This window comes from Massilia sp. Se16.2.3 (assembly GCF_014171595.1).
GTDB lineage: Bacteria > Pseudomonadota > Gammaproteobacteria > Burkholderiales > Burkholderiaceae_D > Telluria.
Genome location: NZ_CP050451.1, coordinates 3,148,832 through 3,169,484 on the forward strand (window position 1 = coordinate 3,148,832; position 20,653 = coordinate 3,169,484).

21 protein-coding genes and 1 pseudogene are annotated in these 20,653 nt (G+C 68.3%); 11 read left to right on the plus strand and 11 right to left on the minus strand.

Features of this window, described 5'->3' with window-relative positions; genetic code table 11:
* Nucleotides 1–2: 2 nt before the first annotated feature.
* From G4G31_RS26220 to G4G31_RS14395, 7 genes are all read right to left on the minus strand, one after another.
* Nucleotides 3–287 (minus strand): SH3 domain-containing protein, encoded by a 285-nt coding sequence (locus G4G31_RS26220; RefSeq protein ID WP_229424991.1) that lies wholly within the window; start codon nt 285–287, stop codon nt 3–5.
* Nucleotides 188–448: a hypothetical protein gene (locus tag G4G31_RS26225; RefSeq protein ID WP_229424992.1), complete on the minus strand. Its 261-nt coding sequence runs from the start codon at nt 446–448 to the stop codon at nt 188–190. The genes G4G31_RS26220 and G4G31_RS26225 overlap by 100 nt, the downstream gene beginning before the upstream one ends.
* A 2-nt stretch (nt 449–450) precedes the next feature.
* Complete coding sequence (locus G4G31_RS14380; RefSeq protein ID WP_229424993.1) at nt 451–2,025, minus strand: hypothetical protein; 1,575 nt, start codon at nt 2,023–2,025, stop codon at nt 451–453.
* A 4-nt stretch (nt 2,026–2,029) separates the two neighbouring features.
* Nucleotides 2,030–3,928: an FtsW/RodA/SpoVE family cell cycle protein gene (locus tag G4G31_RS14385; RefSeq protein WP_229424994.1), complete on the minus strand. Its 1,899-nt coding sequence runs from the start codon at nt 3,926–3,928 to the stop codon at nt 2,030–2,032.
* Nucleotides 3,929–4,138: 210 nt separating this feature from the next.
* Complete coding sequence (locus G4G31_RS26230; protein WP_229424995.1) at nt 4,139–4,879, minus strand: hypothetical protein; 741 nt, start codon at nt 4,877–4,879, stop codon at nt 4,139–4,141.
* Between the two features lie 85 nt (nt 4,880–4,964).
* On the minus strand, nt 4,965–5,297 hold the full coding sequence (locus G4G31_RS26235; protein ID WP_229424996.1) for a hypothetical protein: 333 nt from the start codon (nt 5,295–5,297) through the stop codon (nt 4,965–4,967).
* A gap of 141 nt (nt 5,298–5,438) precedes the next feature.
* Nucleotides 5,439–5,906: a glycine zipper domain-containing protein gene (locus tag G4G31_RS14395; protein ID WP_182988257.1), complete on the minus strand. Its 468-nt coding sequence runs from the start codon at nt 5,904–5,906 to the stop codon at nt 5,439–5,441.
* Between the two features lie 218 nt (nt 5,907–6,124).
* On the opposite strand from G4G31_RS14395, the pseudogene G4G31_RS14400 reads away from it, so the two are divergent.
* The 4 genes and pseudogenes from G4G31_RS14400 (at nt 6,125) to G4G31_RS14410 (ending at nt 10,533) form a co-directional block, all read left to right on the plus strand.
* Nucleotides 6,125–7,262, plus strand: a pseudogene (locus G4G31_RS14400) (metallophosphoesterase).
* Nucleotides 7,263–7,604: 342 nt separating this feature from the next.
* The gene (locus G4G31_RS28425; RefSeq protein WP_308621508.1) at nt 7,605–8,321 is read left to right on the plus strand and encodes a hypothetical protein; all 717 of its coding nucleotides are present in this window, start codon (nt 7,605–7,607) and stop codon (nt 8,319–8,321) included.
* A complete protein-coding gene (locus G4G31_RS28430; protein ID WP_308621509.1) occupies nt 8,315–9,043 on the plus strand; it encodes a M20/M25/M40 family metallo-hydrolase in 729 nt (242 codons plus the stop codon). Before G4G31_RS28425 ends, G4G31_RS28430 begins: the two co-directional genes overlap by 7 nt.
* A 143-nt stretch (nt 9,044–9,186) precedes the next feature.
* On the plus strand, nt 9,187–10,533 hold the full coding sequence (locus G4G31_RS14410) for a type 1 glutamine amidotransferase domain-containing protein (protein ID WP_182988258.1): 1,347 nt from the start codon (nt 9,187–9,189) through the stop codon (nt 10,531–10,533).
* 48 nt (nt 10,534–10,581) lie between these two features.
* Here the strand turns inward: G4G31_RS14410 and G4G31_RS14415 are convergent, their stop codons facing one another.
* Nucleotides 10,582–10,941, minus strand: a complete 360-nt coding sequence (locus tag G4G31_RS14415) for a DUF1566 domain-containing protein (protein ID WP_229424997.1) — start codon at nt 10,939–10,941, stop codon at nt 10,582–10,584.
* 246 nt (nt 10,942–11,187) lie between these two features.
* Here G4G31_RS14415 and G4G31_RS14420 point away from each other — a divergent pair, with 246 nt between their 5' ends.
* From G4G31_RS14420 to G4G31_RS14440, 5 genes are all read left to right on the plus strand, one after another.
* Nucleotides 11,188–12,375: a right-handed parallel beta-helix repeat-containing protein gene (locus G4G31_RS14420; protein WP_182988260.1), complete on the plus strand. Its 1,188-nt coding sequence runs from the start codon at nt 11,188–11,190 to the stop codon at nt 12,373–12,375.
* 367 nt (nt 12,376–12,742) lie between these two features.
* The gene (locus tag G4G31_RS14425) at nt 12,743–14,269 is read left to right on the plus strand and encodes a right-handed parallel beta-helix repeat-containing protein (RefSeq protein WP_182988261.1); all 1,527 of its coding nucleotides are present in this window, start codon (nt 12,743–12,745) and stop codon (nt 14,267–14,269) included.
* A 532-nt stretch (nt 14,270–14,801) separates the two neighbouring features.
* The gene (locus tag G4G31_RS14430; protein ID WP_182988262.1) at nt 14,802–15,989 is read left to right on the plus strand and encodes a right-handed parallel beta-helix repeat-containing protein; all 1,188 of its coding nucleotides are present in this window, start codon (nt 14,802–14,804) and stop codon (nt 15,987–15,989) included.
* A 309-nt stretch (nt 15,990–16,298) separates the two neighbouring features.
* Entirely contained in the window at nt 16,299–16,439 is a 141-nt protein-coding gene (locus G4G31_RS14435; protein WP_182988263.1) for a hypothetical protein, read from the plus strand.
* 112 nt (nt 16,440–16,551) lie between these two features.
* The gene (locus tag G4G31_RS14440; RefSeq protein WP_210283909.1) at nt 16,552–16,725 is read left to right on the plus strand and encodes a hypothetical protein; all 174 of its coding nucleotides are present in this window, start codon (nt 16,552–16,554) and stop codon (nt 16,723–16,725) included.
* 86 nt (nt 16,726–16,811) lie between these two features.
* Here G4G31_RS14440 and G4G31_RS14445 read toward each other — a convergent pair whose 3' ends face one another.
* On the minus strand, nt 16,812–17,483 hold the full coding sequence (locus G4G31_RS14445) for an SOS response-associated peptidase (RefSeq protein WP_182988265.1): 672 nt from the start codon (nt 17,481–17,483) through the stop codon (nt 16,812–16,814).
* Nucleotides 17,484–17,616: 133 nt separating this feature from the next.
* On the opposite strand from G4G31_RS14445, the gene G4G31_RS14450 reads away from it, so the two are divergent.
* Both G4G31_RS14450 and G4G31_RS14455 read left to right on the plus strand, forming a co-directional pair.
* The gene (locus tag G4G31_RS14450; RefSeq protein WP_182988266.1) at nt 17,617–18,021 is read left to right on the plus strand and encodes a hypothetical protein; all 405 of its coding nucleotides are present in this window, start codon (nt 17,617–17,619) and stop codon (nt 18,019–18,021) included.
* A gap of 43 nt (nt 18,022–18,064) precedes the next feature.
* Nucleotides 18,065–18,262, plus strand: a complete 198-nt coding sequence (locus G4G31_RS14455) for a hypothetical protein (RefSeq protein WP_182988267.1) — start codon at nt 18,065–18,067, stop codon at nt 18,260–18,262.
* Nucleotides 18,263–18,409: 147 nt separating this feature from the next.
* Here the strand turns inward: G4G31_RS14455 and G4G31_RS14460 are convergent, their stop codons facing one another.
* Both G4G31_RS14460 and G4G31_RS14465 read right to left on the minus strand, forming a co-directional pair.
* Nucleotides 18,410–19,735: a PepSY domain-containing protein gene (locus G4G31_RS14460; RefSeq protein WP_229424998.1), complete on the minus strand. Its 1,326-nt coding sequence runs from the start codon at nt 19,733–19,735 to the stop codon at nt 18,410–18,412.
* 190 nt (nt 19,736–19,925) lie between these two features.
* Entirely contained in the window at nt 19,926–20,546 is a 621-nt protein-coding gene (locus G4G31_RS14465) for a PEP-CTERM sorting domain-containing protein (RefSeq protein ID WP_182988268.1), read from the minus strand.
* Between the last annotated feature and the right edge of the window lie 107 nt (nt 20,547–20,653).

Sequence of the window (20,653 nt, forward strand, 5' to 3'; positions counted from 1 at the left end):
CCTCAGCGCCGCCCTTCGTCGGCGCGGCGTAGCCACAGGCTGCTGGCCCAGCCAGCGAGCGGCACGCCATCGACCTCCGTGCTTACCTGCCACCAGTCGCCATCGCGGCGGCCCGTCGTCTCGACTTTCGATCCGGCTGGCAGCACCACCACCCGTGGCGAACCCGTGCCGCCGGCGGCGCGCAGGTTCAGCGGCGCGGCGACGCGGTAGCTGCGTCCCGGCCGGGGCGCTTCGATCTGGCGGTGGCCGGCGCCGCCGGCGGGTCGGACCGGTGCGGCGCCAGCCACCACAGCGCGCTGCCGATGGCCGCCGTGCCCCCGACCAGCACCAGCAAGGCGCGTGCATTCGGGCGGCGCCACCAGGCGCGCGGCGTCGCATGCGCGGCCAGGACCAGGGTCGCGGCCAGGCTTGCTGCGCCACAGGCCAGGGCGAGCGGCAGCGCTTCCATGCTCACGCTTCCACGCGCAGCACGTAGTGGCCGGCGACGATGTGGTGGCCGACCGGCACCGGTAGGCCTCCTCGCCCGCCGCCGTGTCGATGGCGGCGACGAAACCGAGCCGTTCGTCGAGGTGGTAAAGCGCCTGCGTGGCCGCCAGGCGGGTGACGTGGCAGCCTTCCAGCCCGGCCTCGAAGCGGAAGGCCGTGCGCGACAGGCCAAGCCGATCGGCGCCGCCGGCATGGAGTCCGTCGGCCCCGCGCAGGCAGGTGGCGGCGTCGAGCACGCGCAGCGGGAGCCAGGGCCGTCGTTCCGCGTCCGAAGGTGAGGGGCGCGCCGTGCTCGACCGCGAGCGCCGGCGCCTGCGGCAAGCGCACGAGGGCGCTGTAGCGGTCCGCCATTGCCGGCGCCGGTGCCAGGACCTGGATGTCGACGCCGTCGAGCGGGGCGAAGCGGCTCGGGACGGCGATGCGCTGGCGTCCGTCCGCGCCCAGCACGTGGACCTCGTCCGCTGCGTCGACGGCGAAGCCGATCAGGGTATCGCTACCCAGCGGGCCGGCGCCGAGCTGGCGGTCGAACCCGAATTCGACGGCGGCTGCGCCGGTGTCGCGGTAGCGCGAGAGGCGCGGCAGGGCCAGGGCGGCGAGGGCAATGCGCGCCCGTGCCACTGGGGCGTAGGTGGCTTCCAGTGCCGCGGGGCGGGCGCGCTCGCCGCCCGCTGCAGCGCCGGCACGGCCGTGAGCTCGGCATCGTCCGGGGCCCGCGTGCGCGACTTCCACACCGCCGGCGCGCGCGCCGGGGCAGCAGCGGCAGGCGCCTGCTCGGGCACGAGCAGGCGGCGTGGCGAGCGCCGGCGCGGCGGCGCTGCGCGTCACTTTCAATAGCAGCCGCGCCGTGCCGGCGGTTCCGTCGGGCTGGCGCGCGCGGACCGTGTAGTAGCCGGCGAGCGCATCGAAGCTGCAGTCGAAGGCGTCCTTTGGCCGCACCTGCACTTCCAGCGGGGCATCCGGTCCGTCGTTGATCAGGAGGATGGCCCCATCCTGGGCGAAGGGCCAGCCCGGCACCGCGTGGGTACAGCTGGCCGCGTCATGGCCGAGCACCGTCAGGCGTCCGTTCGGGTACACCGGGCAGACCGGCTGCCAGATGGCGCTGTCGCGCGAAACGCTGACCGTGTAGAGCACCGCCTCGTCCGGCGCCGGCAGGTAGACCGCATGGCCGAACTTCACCTCGACCTGGCCAGGTTCCACCGCGTCGGAGCCCAGCACGTGGTAGCGCACCTCGTCAAGCCCGAGCAGGTCGCCAAAGTCCTTCTGGTGCAGTGCCTGCAGCGATTGCGCCAGGTCGCGCACGCGGGCGCCGCGCGTCAGGTGGCGGTCGTCGTCGACCTCGTCCTGCGGCAGCATCAGGGTGACGTGCGAGAAGCAGCGGGTGGCGGCGCGGCCGCGCTGTTCGCGCGGGGCGCGTTCGAGCAGGTCGCGCAGCAGGGGACGGCGCGCGAACAGCGCCAGGCCCGGTGCCTGCCACAGCGCTTCGGCATTGAAGACGTCGCTGACGCGGTTCAGGGTTTCGTGTTGGACGTAGACCGGCATGATGTCAATTCTCCTCTAAGGTGGACTCGCCTGCGGCAGCCACGGCTAGCAGGGGGAAGATGAAAAACAGGAGGTGCGAGCCGCCGGCGGAGAGAAAACTCATCGGCTGGCCCATGACGGGAAAAAAGGCGAGGTTGGTGCCCCAGGAGAGCAGGAAGTGGCCGAGCACGAAGGCGCCGCCGCCGCACAGCAGGAAACAGCGGAAGCGGCCGCGCCAGGCCTCGTGGTAGTTGCGCGCCGCCGCACCCGCGCGCCAGGCGCGCAGCGCCGCATGGAGCAGGGCGCACAGGAACAGGGCCTGCAGCGTCCACAAGCCCAGGCCGGCGAGCAGGCCATGGCGCTGCAGCAGGAAGGAAGGCGCGAAGTCGTCCTGCACCGCCGGGATCGCCAGCGCCGCGGCCGCGCCCTGGCCGAGTGCGGACAGGCCGAAGGCGCTGTCGATGCCGCTCCAGCCGCCGGCGCCGATCGCCTGCGCGCCCAGCAGCAGCTGGGCACCGGTATGCGGATGGGCGGCCGGGTCGAGCCAGACGCCGAAGCGCTCGCCGTAGAAGCGCCAGCCTTCCGCTTCCAGCGGGCTGGCCGCGCGCAGCAGCACCGGGGCAGCCGCGCCGGCGCACAGCAGTCCGGCGACGGCCAGCGCCGCACCGCGCCGGCGCGCCGCGCACGACCAGGCCAGCAGCATCGCCGCGGCCCAGACCAGCAGCAGGATCAGCGGCGAGTAATCGTCGACCTGCACCGGGGCCACCGCCAGCAGCGCGGCGAACAGCAGCGCGGGCGCGACCAGGCGCAGCCAGGGGGGCAGCGAGCGAGAGCGCGCGTCGCCGCTGCCGAGTCCCAGCGCGATGCAGTGCGCGCACAGGGCCGTCAGGGCGAGTTTGGCAAATTCCACCGGCTGCAGGTCGAACACGCCGGTCTCGTCGCCCCAGCCGACCTGCACCAGCAGTGCGCCGACCGCGACAAAGGCCAGGGCAAGGAGCGCCGCCTCCACCCGCGCCGGCGCCGGCTGTGCGCCACGCGGCCATGCGGTCCAGACGCCGAGCAGGCCCGTGCCGAGCGTGACCGCCGCCGCCGTCTTCTGGAAGTGGCGCAGCCAGGCGCTGTCGGGCGCGCCCGTGCCCAGTTCCAGCTGCAGCAGCAGGCCGGCCGCGAGCAGCACCACGGCGCAGGCGATCACCCCGCCGCCCCGGCACCAGGCCAGGACGCAGGCCAGCGCAGCGCAGGCGGCCAGCAGCGACCATGCGGCACCCGGCGCGGCGCCCAGGCGCCCGGCCAGCAGCAGCCCGAGCCCGAGGATGGCCAGCAGGACGCCGGCGCCGAAGCCCAGCGCCTGGGCCGGGTTCTTGCGGCCTTGTCCGCGCCGGGCGAGCAGGGCGGCGAGCACGCCGCCGGCAGCGGCCAGGCCTGCCCACCAGGAGGCCTGCGCGGGCACGGCCCGGGGATCGCGGCGCGTCCACTGCCAGGACACGCCAGCGGGGAGTTCGGCGCGCGGGGCTGTCCGCAGGACGAGCTTGCCGGCGGGTTCGAGGTGCAGCCGGTCGCCAAGCACGGCTACGCTCAGGCGGGTGCGCCCGACCCTGAGCGCGGTGACGCCGGCCAGCGGGAAGTCGACGAGCGCGAGTTCGCGCGGCAGGCCCGCCGCGTCCACCAGCAGCGGCAGGCGGGCCGCGCCGGCCAGCAGGACCGGGTCGCCATCCTCGAGGACGATGGCCGCGCCGCCGGTATCGACGTCGGGGTTGCCGATGCGATTGCCGCAATCGAGGCTGCCGCCAAACGTCACCGGCCGCGCAGGCGCCAGCGCGGAAGGCGCGATACGGCGCCAGACCGAGAAAAAGGCGTGCGCCCGCACCTGCATCGGGACAAGGCGGAAGTGCCGCGCCGTCTCGCTGCAGCAGGACGCCGTCATAGCGCCAGGTATGGGCCGCGTCGCTCAATAGCAGGTGGCCGGTGCCCGCTTCGCGCACGCGGTAGGCGCGCGCGCCGAGCTGGAAGCGCATGCCTGTCCCTAGCGCGACCGCGCCGCTGCGCGTGCGCACCGGGCCCCGCTCGATGCCGATCGGTGGCGCCCCTGCCATCCCGGCCGCCCACCAGGCGCCGGCGTCGTCGCGGCGCAGGCTCAGGCCCCGCCGGGGGCGCCGGCCGCGGCCAGTTCGTTTCCGCCGAGTTGGAGCGCGCCTCCCGCGGCCAGGGTCACGTCGACGCGGGTGGGCAGCCAGGCCGGCGGCATGCGCACCAGCGCCGCCGCCATCAGGGCGCACAGCAGGACAAGGAGCGCGGCGGCCGTCATCCTGCCGATGCGCGCGGCGCTCATGCGACGCTCCGCCATGGCTGCGCCGCCCCGGCCGCCGCCGCGATGAGGCGGCTGATCTCGAGCGCATGGCGCGGCCGGTCTTCGCGCCGCGCCGCCAGCAGGGAGCGCAGCAGGGGCCGATGGTGCCGGGTCGGCCCCTCCGCGCGCGGCGCAGGCGGCGAAGTGCGCTGCTTCGTCCTCGGCCAGGATGGCGGGCAGGGCGCCGTCCCAGCGTTCGCGCAGGTGGGCCGCGGCGGCGTGGCCGTGCTCGCGCCAGGCGGCTGCGCAACTGCCGCAGTAGCGCAGGGTCGCGCCGCTTGTCACGAGATAGTAGAAGACCGCGCCGAGCGCGAAGTAGTCGGTGCGGGCGTCGGTCAGGTAGCCGGCACCTTGCGGAAAGAACTGTTCCGGCGCCTGCCAGCTGGCGGTGCCGGTGTAGGAATGGGCGGCGGTATCGAGCAGGCTGCGGTTGGTGCCGAAGTCGGCCAGTTTCAGGGTGGCGCTCCTCCGGTCGAGCAGCAGGTTGCCCGGTTTCAGGTCGAGGTAGCGCCAGCCGTGCGCATGCACCTTGGCCAGCGCGCCGTTGATCTGTCCCAGCCAGGCGAGCGCCTGGGGCAGCGCGATGCGCTCGCCCCCGCCGCGCCCAGCGCCCTCATGTGGGCACCGAGGTCGCCGTCGAGCAGTTCCAGCGCCATCGCGGGAAGGCCCTCGTGGCTGCCCTGGTCGAGCAGGCGGACGATGTGGCGCCCGTCCCGGGCGACAACCCGCCGAGGAAGGCGATTTCGCGCTGGGCGCATTCGCTCCAGCGCTGGCGCAGCGTGGGCGCGGCGCCTGCCATCTGCTCGCGGTTGACGAGTTTGAGTGCGACGTCCCTGAAGCCGTCGCGCCGGGCGCGCCAGAGCAGGCCGTAGGCCGAGCCGCCCAGCTGCTCGCACAGGCGGTAGTGGCCCCCGCCCAGTGCCACGATGTCGCCGCTTCCTGCCATGTGTTCCCCCTGAGTGCGGCACGGCGCCGCCGCAGGGGCCTAGCCGAGGGGAGGGAAATGGCCGGAACGCGGCGGGGGGGGGAAGGGCGAAAAAAAGCCGCGTCGGCTGACGCGGCTCGTCCGGTATGTCCGTGGAAGGGATCAGCGGCGATAGCCGTCGCGGTCCCAGCCGCGGTCGTGGCCACGGTCCCAATCGCGGCCGCGGCGATCGTCGCGGTCCCAGCCACGATTGTGGTGGCGGTGGCGCGGCTCGACGTAGACGACGGTCGACCCGCGGTAATAACGCGGCTGCTCGTAATACACCGGGCGTGGCTGCTCGTAGTAGACCGGCTGCGGCTGGACGTACACCGGGGCCGGCTGGTAATAATCGACCGAAGCATAGCCGCGGCCGCCGTAGCGGCGGTCATCGTGGCCGCCGATCGAGTTGCCCACCGCAGCGCCGAGCACGCCGCCGACGACGGCGCCGCCGCTGCCGCCGGCGCTATGGCCGATGGCTGCGCCCAGCACCGCGCCGACCGCCGTATTGACGCCGCGATCGCCGGCGAATGCCGAGGGCGAGACGGCAGCCGCGGCCAGGATCACCGCACCAAAGCATTTTTTGTTCAACATGGCTTTTCCTTTTGCCGGGGCGGGGATCGGAATGATCGCGACAACGTCCGGGCATGGATGAACTATAGCGAGACCCATCCGCAAGGCCACGTCCTTATACAGATTATTACAAGTGGTACGGACGCAGTAACATTATTCGGGCGCTCGTCGCGGACCGCCCCTTGCAGACCGCCGTGCCCGCCCCATCTAGGCATGAGAACAACTTTTCCCGAGCGTACATGTCAGCCTTGCGCAATCTTGCCGTCGTCCTCGTCCTGCTGGTTCTCCTGCATGTCTATATTGGTGTGCGCCTGATGCCTGACATGGGCCTGGGCGCGGCGGGCATGGCCGGCGGCGCCATGTTGCTGCTGCTGTCGACGCTGCTGGTGCCCGTGGGCCTGCTGTCCTCGTCGCTGCGCAGGCGGCGCTGGTCGGAGGGGCTGGCCTGGTTCGGCCTGCTGGCAATGGGGATGTTTTCGTCGCTGCTGGTATCGACCCTCCTGCGCGACATCGTGCTGCTGCTGGCGCGCATCGCCGGTCTCGGGAACCCCGGCCTCACTTACTGGAGCGCCCTGGCGGTACCCCTGCTGGCCTTGCTGGTGACCTTCCTCGGCTTCGTCAATGCACGCCGGGTGGCGCAGGTGAAGCAGGTCGACGTACCGATCGCGGGCCTGCCGGAAGCACTGCACGGCTATTCCATCGCCCAGATTTCCGACATCCACGTGGGCCCGACCATCAAGCGTCCCTACCTCAACGCGATCGTCAACCGGGTCAACGCCCTGCGTCCGGACGCCATTGCCGTCACCGGCGACCTGGTCGACGGCAGCGTCGGGCGCCTGGCCCTGCATACCGCGCCGCTGGCACGCCTGTCTGCACCGGACGGCGCGTTCTTCGTCACCGGTAACCACGAATATTATTCGGGCGCGGACGAGTGGATCGCCGAGGTGCGCCGGCTCGGCCTGACGGTGCTGCTGAACCAGCACGTGGTGCGCCGCCGCGGCGGCGCCGCGCTGATGATCGCGGGTGTGGCCGACTATTCCGCCCACCATTTCAACCCGGCGCACCGCAGCGACCCCCAACTGGCCGCCGCCGGCGCGCCCGGCGACGTCGCTGTCAGGGATCCTGCTCGCGCACCAGCCGCGCAGCGCGCCTGCTGCGGCCGAAGCCGGCTTCGACCTGCAATTGTCGGGCCACACCCACGGCGGGCAATTCTTCCCGTGGAACCTGTTCGTGCCGCTTCAGCAGCCTTTCGTCGCCGGACTGCACCGCGTGCGCAAGCTCTGGGTCTACACGAGCCGTGGCACCGGCTATTGGGGACCGCCCAAACGCTTTGGCGCACCGTCGGAAATCACGCTGGTGCGCCTGGTCGCCGCGTAGCGCGGGCGTACGCCCGCGGTCAGGCTGAGGCTGTGTAGCGGTCTTCGCCTGCGCTTCGGCCGGGACTGCGTAGCGTGGCCTCCGCCTGCGGTTCCGCCGAGCTGCGCATCGTGGCCTTCGCCCACGGCTCGGCTGGGGCTGCGTATCGGTCGTCGCGCGCAGTTTGGGTGCAGCTGCATGCGTGGCCTTCGCCCCGGGTACCCCAACGGCTGCCTGCTTGCGACCGCCGGACAGGGCTGAGCAAGCCTGTCCCGGCAGCTTGTCGCGAGGCATGTAAAGACAGCCAAACGTTGCCAAATGCGCTATCGTGCCCCTTCCTGCCATCTTCGAAGGACCGTCCGCATGAATCGCATCAAGACCCCCATCCTCGGCCTGCTGGCCGCCTCCCTGTTCGCCTCCGTCGCCCAGGCGGCCAGTCCCGGCAACGACCCGGCGGCCCTGGTGCGGATCCGCGATACCGCGATGCAGAGCAATTACGCACGGGAACGGATGGCGGACATGACCGACCTGATCGGGCCGCGTCTCTCCGGCTCGGCCGGGGCGGCGGCTGCCGTCACCCAGGTGGCCGAGGCCATGCGCGCGCTGGGCGCGAAGGTGACGCTGCAGCCGGTCAAGGTGCCGCACTGGGTGCGTGGGCTCGAGACGGGCGAGCTGGTCGACTACCGCGGCCGCCCGGCCGGCATCAGCCAGCGGGTCGTGCTGACCGCGCTGGGCGGATCGGGCGCGACGCCGGAGGCCGGCCTGCGCGCCGAGGTGATCGTGGTATCGAGTTTCGAGGAGCTCAAGGCGCGCGCAAGCGAAGTGAATGGCCGCATCGTGCTCTTCGACGTGCCCTTCGACCAGGCGATGGCCGACGTCGGCCTGGCGGGCCAGGCCTATCGCCGTGGCTCGAACTACCGCGTCAATGGCCCGCGCATCGCCGCCGAGATGGGCGCGGCCGCGGCGCTGGTGCGCTCGGTGGGCGGCGCCATTATCGCCTGCCGCACACCGGCAACTCCGGCCTGCAGGACGGCGCGCGCATTCCGGCGGCAGCCGTCACGGTCGAGGACGCAATGCTGATGAGCCGCCTGGCCAGGCGCGGCCCGCTCGTCATGCGCCTGGTGCTGACGCCGAAAATCCTGCCCGACGCCGATAGCTACAACGTCATCGCCGACTGGCCGGGGTCCGACAAGGCTGGCGAGATTGTCGTCGTGTCGGGCCACCTCGATTCCTGGGACCTGGCCACCGGCGCCCATGACGACGCCGCCGGCGTTGCCAGCGCGATGGCGGTATTCGAGACGCTGAAGAAACTCGACTACCGGCCGCGCCGCACGATTCGCATGATTGCCTGGATGAACGAGGAGAACGGTACCCGCGGCGCACGCGCCTACCTCGACAGTGTCGCCGCGAATCCGGCCAGCCACGTGGGTGCCATCGAAAGTGACAGTGGGGCTGGCCGCCCCTTCGGTCTGCACGCCAGCGTGCCGGCCGCGTCCACGCCCCTGTTCGCGCCGCTGCAGGCGGCCTTGCAGCCGATCGGCGCCGGCGTCTTCCAGCGCCAGGATGCGCTCGCGACCGGCGATTTGTCGGGTCTGGAGCGCGCGGGCGTGCCAAGCTTCGCGCCGCTGATCGACAACTCGACCTATTTCAACTACCACCATACCGCCGCCGACACGCTCGACAAGGTGGATCCGGATAACCTGCGCCGCCACGTCGCAGTGATGACGGCGACGGCGTGGTTCCTCGCCAACATCGAGGAACCGGTCGGGCGCGCGGTGGTGCCGGCCTCGTTTTCCCGCTGACTGCCCGGCTGCGGCGGCACGCCTCATGTGGCGCAGGCAGCGCCACCAGGCGGTGTTGATGCCTGCGCGAACGCTGCCGACCCGTACGCGGCCCTATCCGCCGTTGGGGTAGACTCCCCGCACACATCTCAACGGAGGAAACCATGACTGGACGGAAGAAACTGGTTGGACAGCGTATCGCCGTGCTCGCCGCGGACGGCTTCGAGAAAGTGGAACTGACGGCGCCGGTCGCGGCGCTGCGCACGGCCGGCGCCGAGGTCGATATCATCTCCCTTCGCTCGGGCAAGATCCGCGGCATGAACCTGCACCAGCCTGCCGACCTGATCCCGGTCGACTTCACGGTCGACGAGGTCAGCGCCCGCGACTACGACGGTCTCCTGATTCCGGGAGGCTTCATGAACCCCGACATGCTGCGCCAGTCCGCCGAGGCGCGGGACTTCGTGCGCGCCTTCGATCTGCTGGGCAAACCCATCGCAACGCTCTGCCATGGCCCCTGGGTGCTGGCATCGAGCGGCTTGCTGTCGGGCCGCACGCTCACCTCATGGCCGGGCGTACGCGACGACATGATCCATGCGGGCGCGATCTGGCTCGACCAGGAAGTCGTTCGCGACGGCAACCTGGTGACCAGCCGCGGACCGCAGGACATGCTGCCTTTTGTCCGCGAAATGATCGCTTTGTATGCGGGCAACGCGGGCAGCAAGGCGGCGCTGCGCCAACGCCACCATTCGGATCCGCAGCGCGAGGAGCCGAGCGTCGTGACGAGCGCTGCCATGCGCTGGATGCCGCGCCCATCGCTGGGCACGGTGCTCGGCCTGGCCCCTCCCGGGTGTGGGCGTGATGGCGGCACGGTCGAGCGGCGAGCGCATGTCCGCCGCCGAGGCACGGTCGGCCTCCGTATAAGGCTTGCCTGCGAGACCGGCGGAGGGAGGGCGGCGCTGCGTGGCGTGCCGCTGCCCCGTCTGCCCAGGCCGAGATGCCGTTTCCGCATAGCGAGCCGGCGCAGGGGCGGGCTCGGTACCGCACACCCGTCAACGCCAGCGTGCTTGCGCGTGCGACTCCGTGCGACTGCATGCGACTGCATGCGACTGCATGCGACTGACATAGCGGCGCGCCGACGCCGATCCGCTCGCGCGTCGTCGGCAAGTAGCTGGTGGCCTGCGCCTCGACCATTGCTTCCGCTCGCGTTGCCAAGCCTGCGCCTGCTGGAGGCGCGGCCTGTCGAGGCGTCAAGCACCGGGGCGCGCACACCTTGTGACCCAGCCTGTGCAGGCATGCAGCCGCGCAGCACCCGCATCGCCCAGGCCCTGCATGGCTCGAGCCGCGAAATCGCCCGGCCCGCCAGTTGGGCAAGCGTCGGGCTGGCTCGGCGCCCACCCGGGCGGCGCTACGCCAGGCCAGCTGCACTCCCGGTGCTGTCAGTCGTGCAAGCACAGGCCTGGACTGGCGTGCATCGGCGTTCACACACAGAGGCCACGGCTCGTGACCCATGACGCAGCATGGGAAGCGGTACCGCCGCTGCATGCGCCGCGGCGGCCTCCCTATTCGATTGCTACCCGTCTGACCGCCCGTGCGTGGCCACGGAAGGGTCGGCCATAGACGGTCTGGATGCCGCTGGCGAAATTCTCCCCCCAGACCAGCTGGGAACGGGTTTCGTGCGGTTCGGCAGACCAATACCATTCGCGCGCGAACTCTTCGCGCAGGTTCGCGAACAGCAGCGAGAGTTCGCGCCGGTTCGGTAATTCGCCACCCTGGCTGCCTGCCCAGTCAAGCGCACCGGGCCAACTGACATCGGCGGCGTCGCCGGGCAGGAGAATCAGGTGGTGGTCGGGCGCGCCATCCTTACCAAGGATGACACCGGCATACAGTTCGCCTTCCTTCAGTGTTTCTCGTAATTGCATATAAATGCCCATCGTTGTCCTCGCGCGTCCGTGACTGGTTATTCGTATGACACCGGGCTCTTCGTTTTAGTTGCCGCCGTTGGCGCTCCAGACACGACATGGATCATGGAAGTGTTCGATTTCACAGGAATAAACTGTTTTGATTCTTTATTACTCCAAGAAAATTTATTCGCAAAAAGATTGAACTAAGGAAGTTTCCTACCCTCAAAGGTTACGTATTCACTTTTTACGCTAGGAAATTTCCTCATGAAAAAGCAAGCCCTCTTCGCCGCCATCGCCATCGCTTTCAGCGCCACCGCCGCCTCGGCAGCCACCGTCACCCTGACCGGTTACGACAGCCTGACCGCCACCCCCGGCGGTACCGTGAACGCCACCATCCCGGCCACGACCTATAACTATTATGTGTCGCCGACCGGCTCGGATACCGCAGCAGGCAGCAAGGCCGCGCCATTCAAGACCCTGGCCCGCGCCGCCAAGGCCGCCATCAAGCCGGGCACGACCGTGTTCGTCGCTCCCGGCACCTATGCCGGCGGCTTCAAGACCACCGGCAACGGCACCGCGACGGCCCGTATCTACTGGGTGTCGACGACGAAGTGGGGCGCGAAGATCGTGCCGCCGGCAAGCTCGGTCAACAAGAACGCTTGGGACAACCGCGGCAACTACGTCAGCATCGTCGGCTTCGAAGTCGACGGTTCGAAGATCCAGAGCGGTACCAAGTGGACCCTGGGTATCTACACGGGCGGTTCGTACAACGTCATCGAAGGCAACCACGTGCACCACACCGCCACCACGATTCCTTGCTCGAGCGCAGGCGGTTCGGCCATCGGCGTCGACAGCTACTACAAGGGCGTGATGGGTGATGTCATCGGTAACGTCGTGCACGACATTGGCCCTGCCGGCTGCACCTATGTCCAGGGCATTTATCACAGCACCTCGGGCTCGATCAAGAACAACGTCGTCTACCGCGTCGGTTCGGCAGCGATCCACCTGTGGCACGATGCGACGAACGTGAAGATCATCAACAACACGGTGAGCTCCTCGGTGTTCGGCATCATCGTCGGCGGCGGCGACTATTACTTCACGACCGCTGGTGCCAACAACGTCCACGTCCACAACAACATCGTCTACGACAACAAGTACGGCATCTCGGAGCAGGGCAAGACCGGCAGCGCCAACACCTACAAGAACAACCTGGTCTACAAGAACACGACCTACAACTGGCAGCTGCGCAATGGTCTGCAGCACACCGGCACCCTGACCACCGAGCCGCTGCTGGCTGGCTACTCGCGTACCGCCGCCATGCCGAACTTCAAGCCGAGCACCAGCTCGCCTGTGATCGGCCGTGGTCTCAGCACCTACGCGCCGACCACCGACATCGATGGCCGTGCGCGTAACGCGAGCACCGGCTTCGACATCGGTGCCTACCAGCATTAAGCAAAGCACCAGGCAGCCCGGTACAGCACCGAGTACCTGAATAGCACCAGCACTCACTGCGGCACCGAGCTGCCCGCATCCTTCCGCCGCCTGAGCAGTCTACTGACTGCCCCGGGCACGGTTTACACCCGCGTCGCCGCCAGGCCCGCGGGTTTTTTTTCGTCTGTCGATGCCGGCGACCGCGCGCAGGGATGACGCCGCGATGGCCGTTGGCGGCCATCGAACGCACCTGCGCGGGTGATTTCTACTCGGAAACTACATTTGTGGCCATGATAATCCGCGGAAATATTTCCAAGAAACCTTTGAACTTAGGAAGTTTCTGCACCTCAAAGATTACGCATTCACTCAATACGTCAGGAAAATTTGCATGAAAAAGCACCTCACCGCAGTAAGCTCGTTCCGCCTCAATCCGGTCACCCGTGCCACCGCTGCCGCCATGCTCAGCTTGTGCGCCGCCACGGCCACGCAGGCTGCCGATCGTTACCCGACGGACGGCGAGGGCACAGCCTCCGCCGGCTACTCCGCTGCCTACCGGTCCCCAGCTGCACGCCAGGTTGTCGATGCTTACCGCACCTTGCTGCACCGTATGCCAGACAGTGCCAGCCTGGCCTACTGGACCAGGCTGATGGGCCGCGGGATGACGATCGCGCAGGTCGAAGCCCGCCTCAAGCAAACCGACGAATACCGCAAGCGCGTATCGCCGCCACCGGTCGCTCCCAAACCGACGCCCACGCCACCGCCCGCGCCAGCTCCGACGCCAGCCCCGCCGCCTGCGCCGACCCCGACGCCGCCGGCGCCAGGCCCGACGCCCATCGCACCCGGCGCACCGCTCGCCACGCCGAGCACCACCTACCATTATTATGTGTCGCCGACCGGCTCCGATACCGCTGCCGGCACCAGGACAGCCCCGTTCAAGACCCTGGCACGTGCGGCCAAGGCGGCGCTAAAGCCAAGCACGACCGTGTTCGTGGCACCCGGTACCTACGACGGTGGTTTCAAGACCACGGCCAACGGTACGGCCAATGCGCGTATTTACTGGGTGTCGACCACGAAGTGGGGCGCGAAGATCGTCCCGCCGGCAAATTCGGCCAACAAGACCGCCTGGGATAACCGCGGTAACTACGTCAGCATCGTGGGCTTCGAAGTCGACGGTTCGAAGATCCGTAGCGGTACCAAGTGGACGCTGGGCATCTATACCGGCGGTTCGTACAACGTCATCGAAGGCAACCATGTGCACCATACCGCCACCACCATCGCCTGCAGCAGCGCGGGCGGTTCGGCGATCGGCGTCGACAGCTACTACAAGGGCGTGAAGAGCGATGTCATCGGTAACGTCGTGCACGACATCGGCCCGGCCGGCTGCACCTATGTCCAGGGCATCTATCACAGCACGTCCGGCACCATCATGAACAACGTGGTCTACCGCGTGGGTTCCGCAGCGATCCACCTCTGGCACGATGCAAACAACGTCAAGATCGTCAATAATACGGTGAGCTCGTCGGTCTTTGGCATCATCGTCGGTGGCGGCGATTACTACTTCACCTCGGCAGGCGCGAACAATGTTGCTGTCTACAACAACATCGTCTACGACAACAAGTACGGCATCTCGGAGCAGGGCAAGACAGGCAGCGCCAACAGCTACAAGAACAACCTGGTCTACAAGAACACGACCTACGACTGGCAGCTGCGCAATGGCCTGAAGCATAGCGGTACGATTTCGTCGGATCCGCTGCTGGCCGGCTACTCGCGAACCGCCGCCTCGCCGAACTTCAAGCCGAGCACCAGTTCGCCAGTTATCGGACGCGGCATTGCAAGCTATGCACTGCCTGCCGACATCGACGGCCGCCCGCGTAACGCCTCGACGGGTTACGACATCGGCGCCTACCAGCACTAAGAGCCTATCCCGGTAGTCCGGAGTCGCTGCTGGCGCGCCTGACAAACGCGTGCTGCGTTGCTCGTCGTTGCATGGCCAGCCATGCGGCCTCCTCGCGCCTTGCCCGCGCTTGCCATGCATCGCCACCAGCTTTCCCCCGGACTACCGGGATAGGCTCTAAGCACGGCGACCGACCATCTCGGGCACTGCCCGCGCAGCCCATCGCTGCGCGGGCTTTTTTTCGCCTGGATCCGTGGGCGAGGCATTCAATGCGACACAGAACCGAGTCGTTTCCCGGAGCCATGGCCCGCTCTGCAGACACCGGCTGACCGCGCTGCGGTGGAGCGTTCCGGCATCGAGGGCGACGCCGCTTCGCCGTCGGATATCTCCCTGGATTTAACAATCGTCCAGAATCCCGATGTTCGGTATCCCACAGGAAATTTCCTTTAAGCCTTTGATACTCCTAGAAAATTTATTTGAGAAAAGATTGAACTAAGGAAGTTTCCTACCCTCAAAGGTTACGTATTCACTTTTTACGCTAGGAAATTTCCTCATGAAAAAGCAAGCCCTCTTCGCCGCCATCGCCATCGCTTTCAGCGCCACCGCCGCCTCGGCAGCCAGCGTCACCCTGACCGGTTACGACAGCCTGACCGCCACCCCTGGCGGTACCGTGAACGCCACCATCCCGGCCACGACCTATAACTATTATGTGTCGCCGACCGGCTCGGATACCGCAGCAGGCAGCAAGGCCGCGCCATTCAAGACCCTGGCCCGCGCCGCCAAGGCCGCCATCAAGCCGGGCACGACCGTGTTCGTCGCTCCGGGCACCTATGCCGGCGGCTTCAAGACCACCGGCAACGGCACCGCGACGGCCCGTATCTACTGGGTGTCGACGACGAAGTGGGGCGCGAAGATCGTGCCGCCGGCAAGCTCGGTCAACAAGAACGCCTGGGACAACCGCGGCAACTACGTCAGCATCGTCGGCTTCGAAGTCGACGGTTCGAAGATCCAGAGCGGTACCAAGTGGACCCTGGGTATCTACACGGGCGGTTCGTACAACGTCATCGAAGGCAACCACGTGCACCACACCGCCACCACGATTCCTTGCTCGAGCGCAGGCGGTTCGGCCATCGGCGTCGACAGCTACTACAAGGGCGTGATGGGTGATGTCATCGGTAACGTCGTGCACGACATCGGCCCTGCAGGCTGCACCTATGTCCAGGGCATTTATCACAGCACCTCGGGCTCGATCAAGAACAACGTCGTCTACCGCGTCGGTTCGGCAGCGATCCACCTGTGGCACGATGCGACGAACGTCAAGATCATCAACAACACGGTGAGCTCCTCGGTATTCGGCATCATCGTCGGCGGCGGCGACTATTACTTCACGACCGCTGGTGCCAACAACGTCCACGTGCACAACAACATCGTCTACGACAACAAGTACGGCATCTCGGAGCAGGGCAAGACCGGCAGCGCCAACACCTATAAAAACAACCTGGTCTACAAGAACACGACCTACAACTGGCAGCTGCGCAATGGCCTGCAGCACACCGGCACCCTGACCACCGAGCCGCTGCTGGCCGGCTACTCGCGTACCGCCGCCATGCCGAACTTCAAGCCGAGCACCAGCTCGCCTGTGATCGGCCGTGGTCTCAGCACCTACGCACCGACCACCGACATCGATGGCCGCGCACGTAACGCGAGCACCGGCTTCGACATCGGCGCTTACCAGCACTAAAGCGTAGTCCAGGGGCGGCGACCAGCACGGTCGCCGCCCCGGCGCCGGATGCCAGGCTTCGCGCCACATGAAACCCGTACAGTTTGCGCTGTGCGGGTTTTTTTCGCTCCGGATGCGCGCGGGCGCGGGCATTTTGGCCCGCAATGGCCGTGGTGTTGATCCCGCGCAGACCTGTGCCACAAATGCGTCTTGTAGAGCGAGGGGCTTCGTGTAGAATCAATTCTTTCAAGTCGCAGGTCGGGGCGGACGTCCCGGTGGCGCCGCGCTGCGGGCCGGCGCTCCTGAGGCGGATCGAACACGGTACCTGGCATGTCACGCAACCTGCAACACAAGTTCCTCGGTTTTACGTCCTTCGACGGCGCGGCGCTTGCCCGCGCCGTTGTCTTTTGCGGCCGCCCGCAGGGGCGCATGCGCAAGTCTCTCTCCGAGCATCTCGCCCGGCTTGCCTGAGCTCGGCCGACGAGCAATCGTCGCGCCCGAGCACGCCAGGCTACCAGCGGCCCGCAACGGCCAGCATCCACATTTTCCGCACTTTCGGGGACGCCCCATGGATATCGTAGAGATGAATATGAAACAAGATACGCAACAAGCACATGACACCGAAACTGGCCCGCTGCGTCCGCGCCGGCGTGTCGCCAAGCAAGTGCTCGAACGCGGCGAGCGCCTGCGCCAGCGCGCGGGCGTCATCATCGGTCTGTCGCTGGGACTGGTGGCGCTGCTGACGATCCTCGAGTAAGTCCCGCACCGGGGAACCTGGCCAAACCGGCGCCATCGCGGCAGTCCGCCGGCGCATGGCCTGCGGTTGTGCTCCCAGGCGCAGGTTTACTCCGGCATCGGTGTTGCCATTTGCGGGCTGTTCGCCCCCGCGCGGTTGACCTCGGGCGTCACCTTGAACCATTCGAAGGCATCGGGCGGCAGCGCAGCATTGCGGGCGAGTTCGAGGGCGCCTTCGGGCGGGAGTGCGGGATCGAGCCAGAGTGCAGCGTCCTGCGCGCTGAGCACCACCGGGCGGCGGTCGTGGATGTCGAGCATGCCTTCGCCGGCGGCGTCGGTGACCAGCACGAACCCGGCTTCGGCACGGTTTTCCTCATAGGGCCCGAAGTTGGCCAGCGCCAGCATGAACAGCGGCGCGCGGTCCTTGCGGTGGATATGCCAGGGCTGCTTCTTGCCTTTTTCGCCCGTCCATTCGTACCAGCCCTCGGCCGCCACGATTGCGCGCCCGTTCTTCAGCAGGCGGCTCCAGTAGCGGTTGGTGAGCTTGTCGAGCCGCGCATTGATCGAAATCGGCAGCTTGCCTTCCGCCCACTTGGCACGGTAGCTCCAGAAAACGTCGTCGATGCGGCGCTCGCCGTCCTGGATGTGCATCAAGGGGCGGTAGGTGCCTGGCGACACGTTATAGGCGGGCGCGGACTCGCTGTCGTACACGGCATCGGCCCAGCCGAAGACGTTGGCGTAGTATCGGGCCGTTTGGCTCTGGTCAAATCGTCCACACATGGGATCATGGTACTGCAAAACCCCCGAGCGCACGGCACGCGACGCGGCTGCGGAACGCCCCGCCTGCGCACCGGTGCTATCCTGAAGCCTGTTCCCAATGATGGGATCGAGATCGGGAAGAGAAGGAGTCGAGATGGCGCTACCCTGGCTGAAGGTATTGAAGTCCGTTCCCTGGAGCGATGTGATCGCGGCCGCGCCGCAGGTGGCCAACGGTGCGCGCAGGCTGTGGGACACTGTCGGGAGGAAGCCCGGCCCGGCGCCGCAGCCCGACCTCGGCGAGGCGATGGCCCACCTGCCGCCCGAGGAAGACATCGCGTTGCTGGCCGCGCGTATCGAGCAGCATGAGGCGACCATGGCCCAGCTGCATGGGCAGGTGCGCGACGCATCGCGCCTGATCACCGAACTGGCCGACCAGAACGCCCAGCTGATTGCGAAGATGGAAGCGGCACGCGAGCGCCTGAACCTGGTCGGTTTCGTGGCCGCCGCGGGGGTCGTCGTGTCCATCGTGGCGCTCGCACTGGCGCTGGCCCACACCTGAAACACCCTGCCACGCACGCCGGGGCGAACATGAAAGGCCACCGATGAAGTTTGTCCTGCTGCTGTTCCTCGGCTTCCTCTTCATTGCCATGCTGCTCAACGGCAGCCGCAAACGCGGCATGCTGAACGAGGATGCGAACAAGGCCGTCACCGGCCTGGCGACGGCGATGCGCTATTTCCTGTATGGCTTGCTGGTGCTCGGCGCGGCCGCGTGCGCGGTGCTGATCTACCAGGGCAGCTGAGGCCGCTGTCCCCATTGAAGCCGCCGTGCGCCCGGCCCTGCCGCGCGTTTACAGCGGCTCAGGCCGGCAAGTCCGCGCGCCGTCCTCCCTTGAATAGCAACACTTCCAGCACCAGCAGGATGGCGCCGGACAGCGCCAGCAGCGGCATCAGCGCGCACAGCCCGGCCGCGGTGAGCAGCGCCAGCGGCGAGGCCGCGCGCCAGGCGCGCCGGGCAGGAGCGCCGGCAGGCCGAGCCCGGCCGGGCGCATGCGCTTGAAATACATCACCCAGCCCGATACCAGCGAAAACAGCACGCCCAGGCCGAACAGCAATAGCAGCAACTGGTTCCACAGTCCGAACTCGCCGCGGTGGAAAGGGATGCCGAGCGCCGTTGCCTGGCCGAAGGCGGTGGCTTCGCTCCAGCCCGAGCGGTACAGCAGCGTGCCGCTGTAGGCGTCGAACAGCAGGTCGAAGCGCGCAAGTGGCCGGGCCGTGTCGCTGCTTGTCGCGTGCCAGACGCCGTGCGCACCTTCGGGTGGGCTGAGCTTGAGAGCAAGCGGCGCGCCGGGGGCGGCGAGCGACTGCGCGCGCCGCGATGCCGCTTCCCAGCCGAGGGGCGGCGCGCCTGTGGGGGTCGAATGCAGGTGGCGCGGCGCCTGGGGCGAGGCCTGGCCGGCGGCATCGCGCAACTTGCGCACCTGCACGCCCGCGTACTGGCTCCAGGTGATACCGGTGGCGACGATGACGAGGCTCAGCACGCCGAGTGCGACGCCGGAAACAGCATGCCACTGACGCCAGGCGGCCCGGCCTGTCTTGCCCGCACGCGGCAGGCCCGTTTGCCCCGGCCGCGGCCACCACAGCCAGGCGCCGGTGACGAGCATGACCAGCAGCCAGCTGGCGGCCAGTTCGATCATCCAGCGCCAGCCGTCTCCCTGCAGCAGGCGTGAATGCAGCCTGCGCGCCCCCTCGGCGAGGCGTGCGTCGGGTGCCTGGGTGCCCAGCACGCGCGCCGTGTACGGATCGACGAAGACGGTCAGCGGGCCCGACGGCGCTGCTGCCGGTGCGCCGCCGTGGTGTGCGTGCGCCGCACCCGCGCCCCCTGGCGCCATCAGCACCTCGAGCGCGCGCCCCGGACTTGCCGGGAGCAAGACCGAGCGCACCCGATACCCGTGGGGTGCGGCGGCCTCGGCTGCGGCCAAGGACAGCTCGAGGGCGCGCATCGGGCCGGCGGGCGTCACCCGCTCCAGCGACGCGTACAGGCGCGCCTCGAACTGGGGCGTGAAGATGTACAGCAGCCCCGTCAGGGTGGCGAGCAGGATGAAAGGCGAGGCGATCAGTGCCGCCCAGCCGTGCACGCGCAGGTAGAGGCTGCGGCGGCGTGCCCCGAGGGCAGGGGTGAAAGGCATCGCATTGGTCGTCATCGTGTCCTCGTCGAATGGCTGGCCGCGGCGCATTGGCGCACCGGCCAGGCGCCCACCATCGTAGCGCGCCATACGGATGAGCGGCGCCGCCGAGCCGCGGGCAGGGCTGCCATCGCCGTCGCGTGCCCGGACGCAGCAAGCGACGTGGAGTATCGCCAGGACCGCGACGGCGTCGTTTGCGCACACGCAGGGGTGCGCAAACGACGCCTGGCACGCGCGCCGCGCCGGTCCAGGCAAGCAGGCCGGCGCGGGAGGACTTCCCCTAGCGTGCCGGGCTGCGCCTGCGCAGGGCCGCGGCCAGCGCCGCCAGGCCCAGCCCGAGCAGACCCAGGCCGGCCGGTTCCGGCACGGCGACGGGCGCGGGCACGAGACGCGTCAGTCCATCGGGATAACCGCCTTCGCCGTCGATGAAATTCACCAGGCCGGGGTCGACCGCCGTCACGCGCGCGGTACCGCTAAAGCGCAGGGCCAGTGGCACCAGCTCTCCGGCCCACGGGTCGTTCGCGTACTCCGGATGCTCGCGCTGGGAGTAGCGCGCCGAAAAGCGGTACACGCCTGCGCTGCCGGTGGATTGGTAGTCGAGGGCGATGTTGTAGACATAGACCCGGCTCAGGCTGTCGAAGGCGGCGAAATTCGTCGGGCCGCCATCGCCGAACCGGGTAGTGGCGCCCGTAATGTTGTCTTCGCCATGTGCGGCGGCGAAGCGCGCATAGGCCCGTTCGGTGTCGATGAAGATCTGATAGAAGGCGATCGAATGGTCGTCGTCGTGCTGGACGACGTAGCCGGAGATGCCATTCCCGCTGAGGTCGTACTGGATATAGCCTGCGGATGCGTCGAGGGAAAACAGCGTGGTCGCTGCCAGTGCAATCAGTTTCTTGATCATGGCTGCCTGAGGGCGTGGGGAAAGACGGCTGTTTTCAAGCAACGGCCATGCCACCAGTCCGGAAACCATCGGTATCAAGGACTTAGCGGCGCCCGGGATGGCCCGGT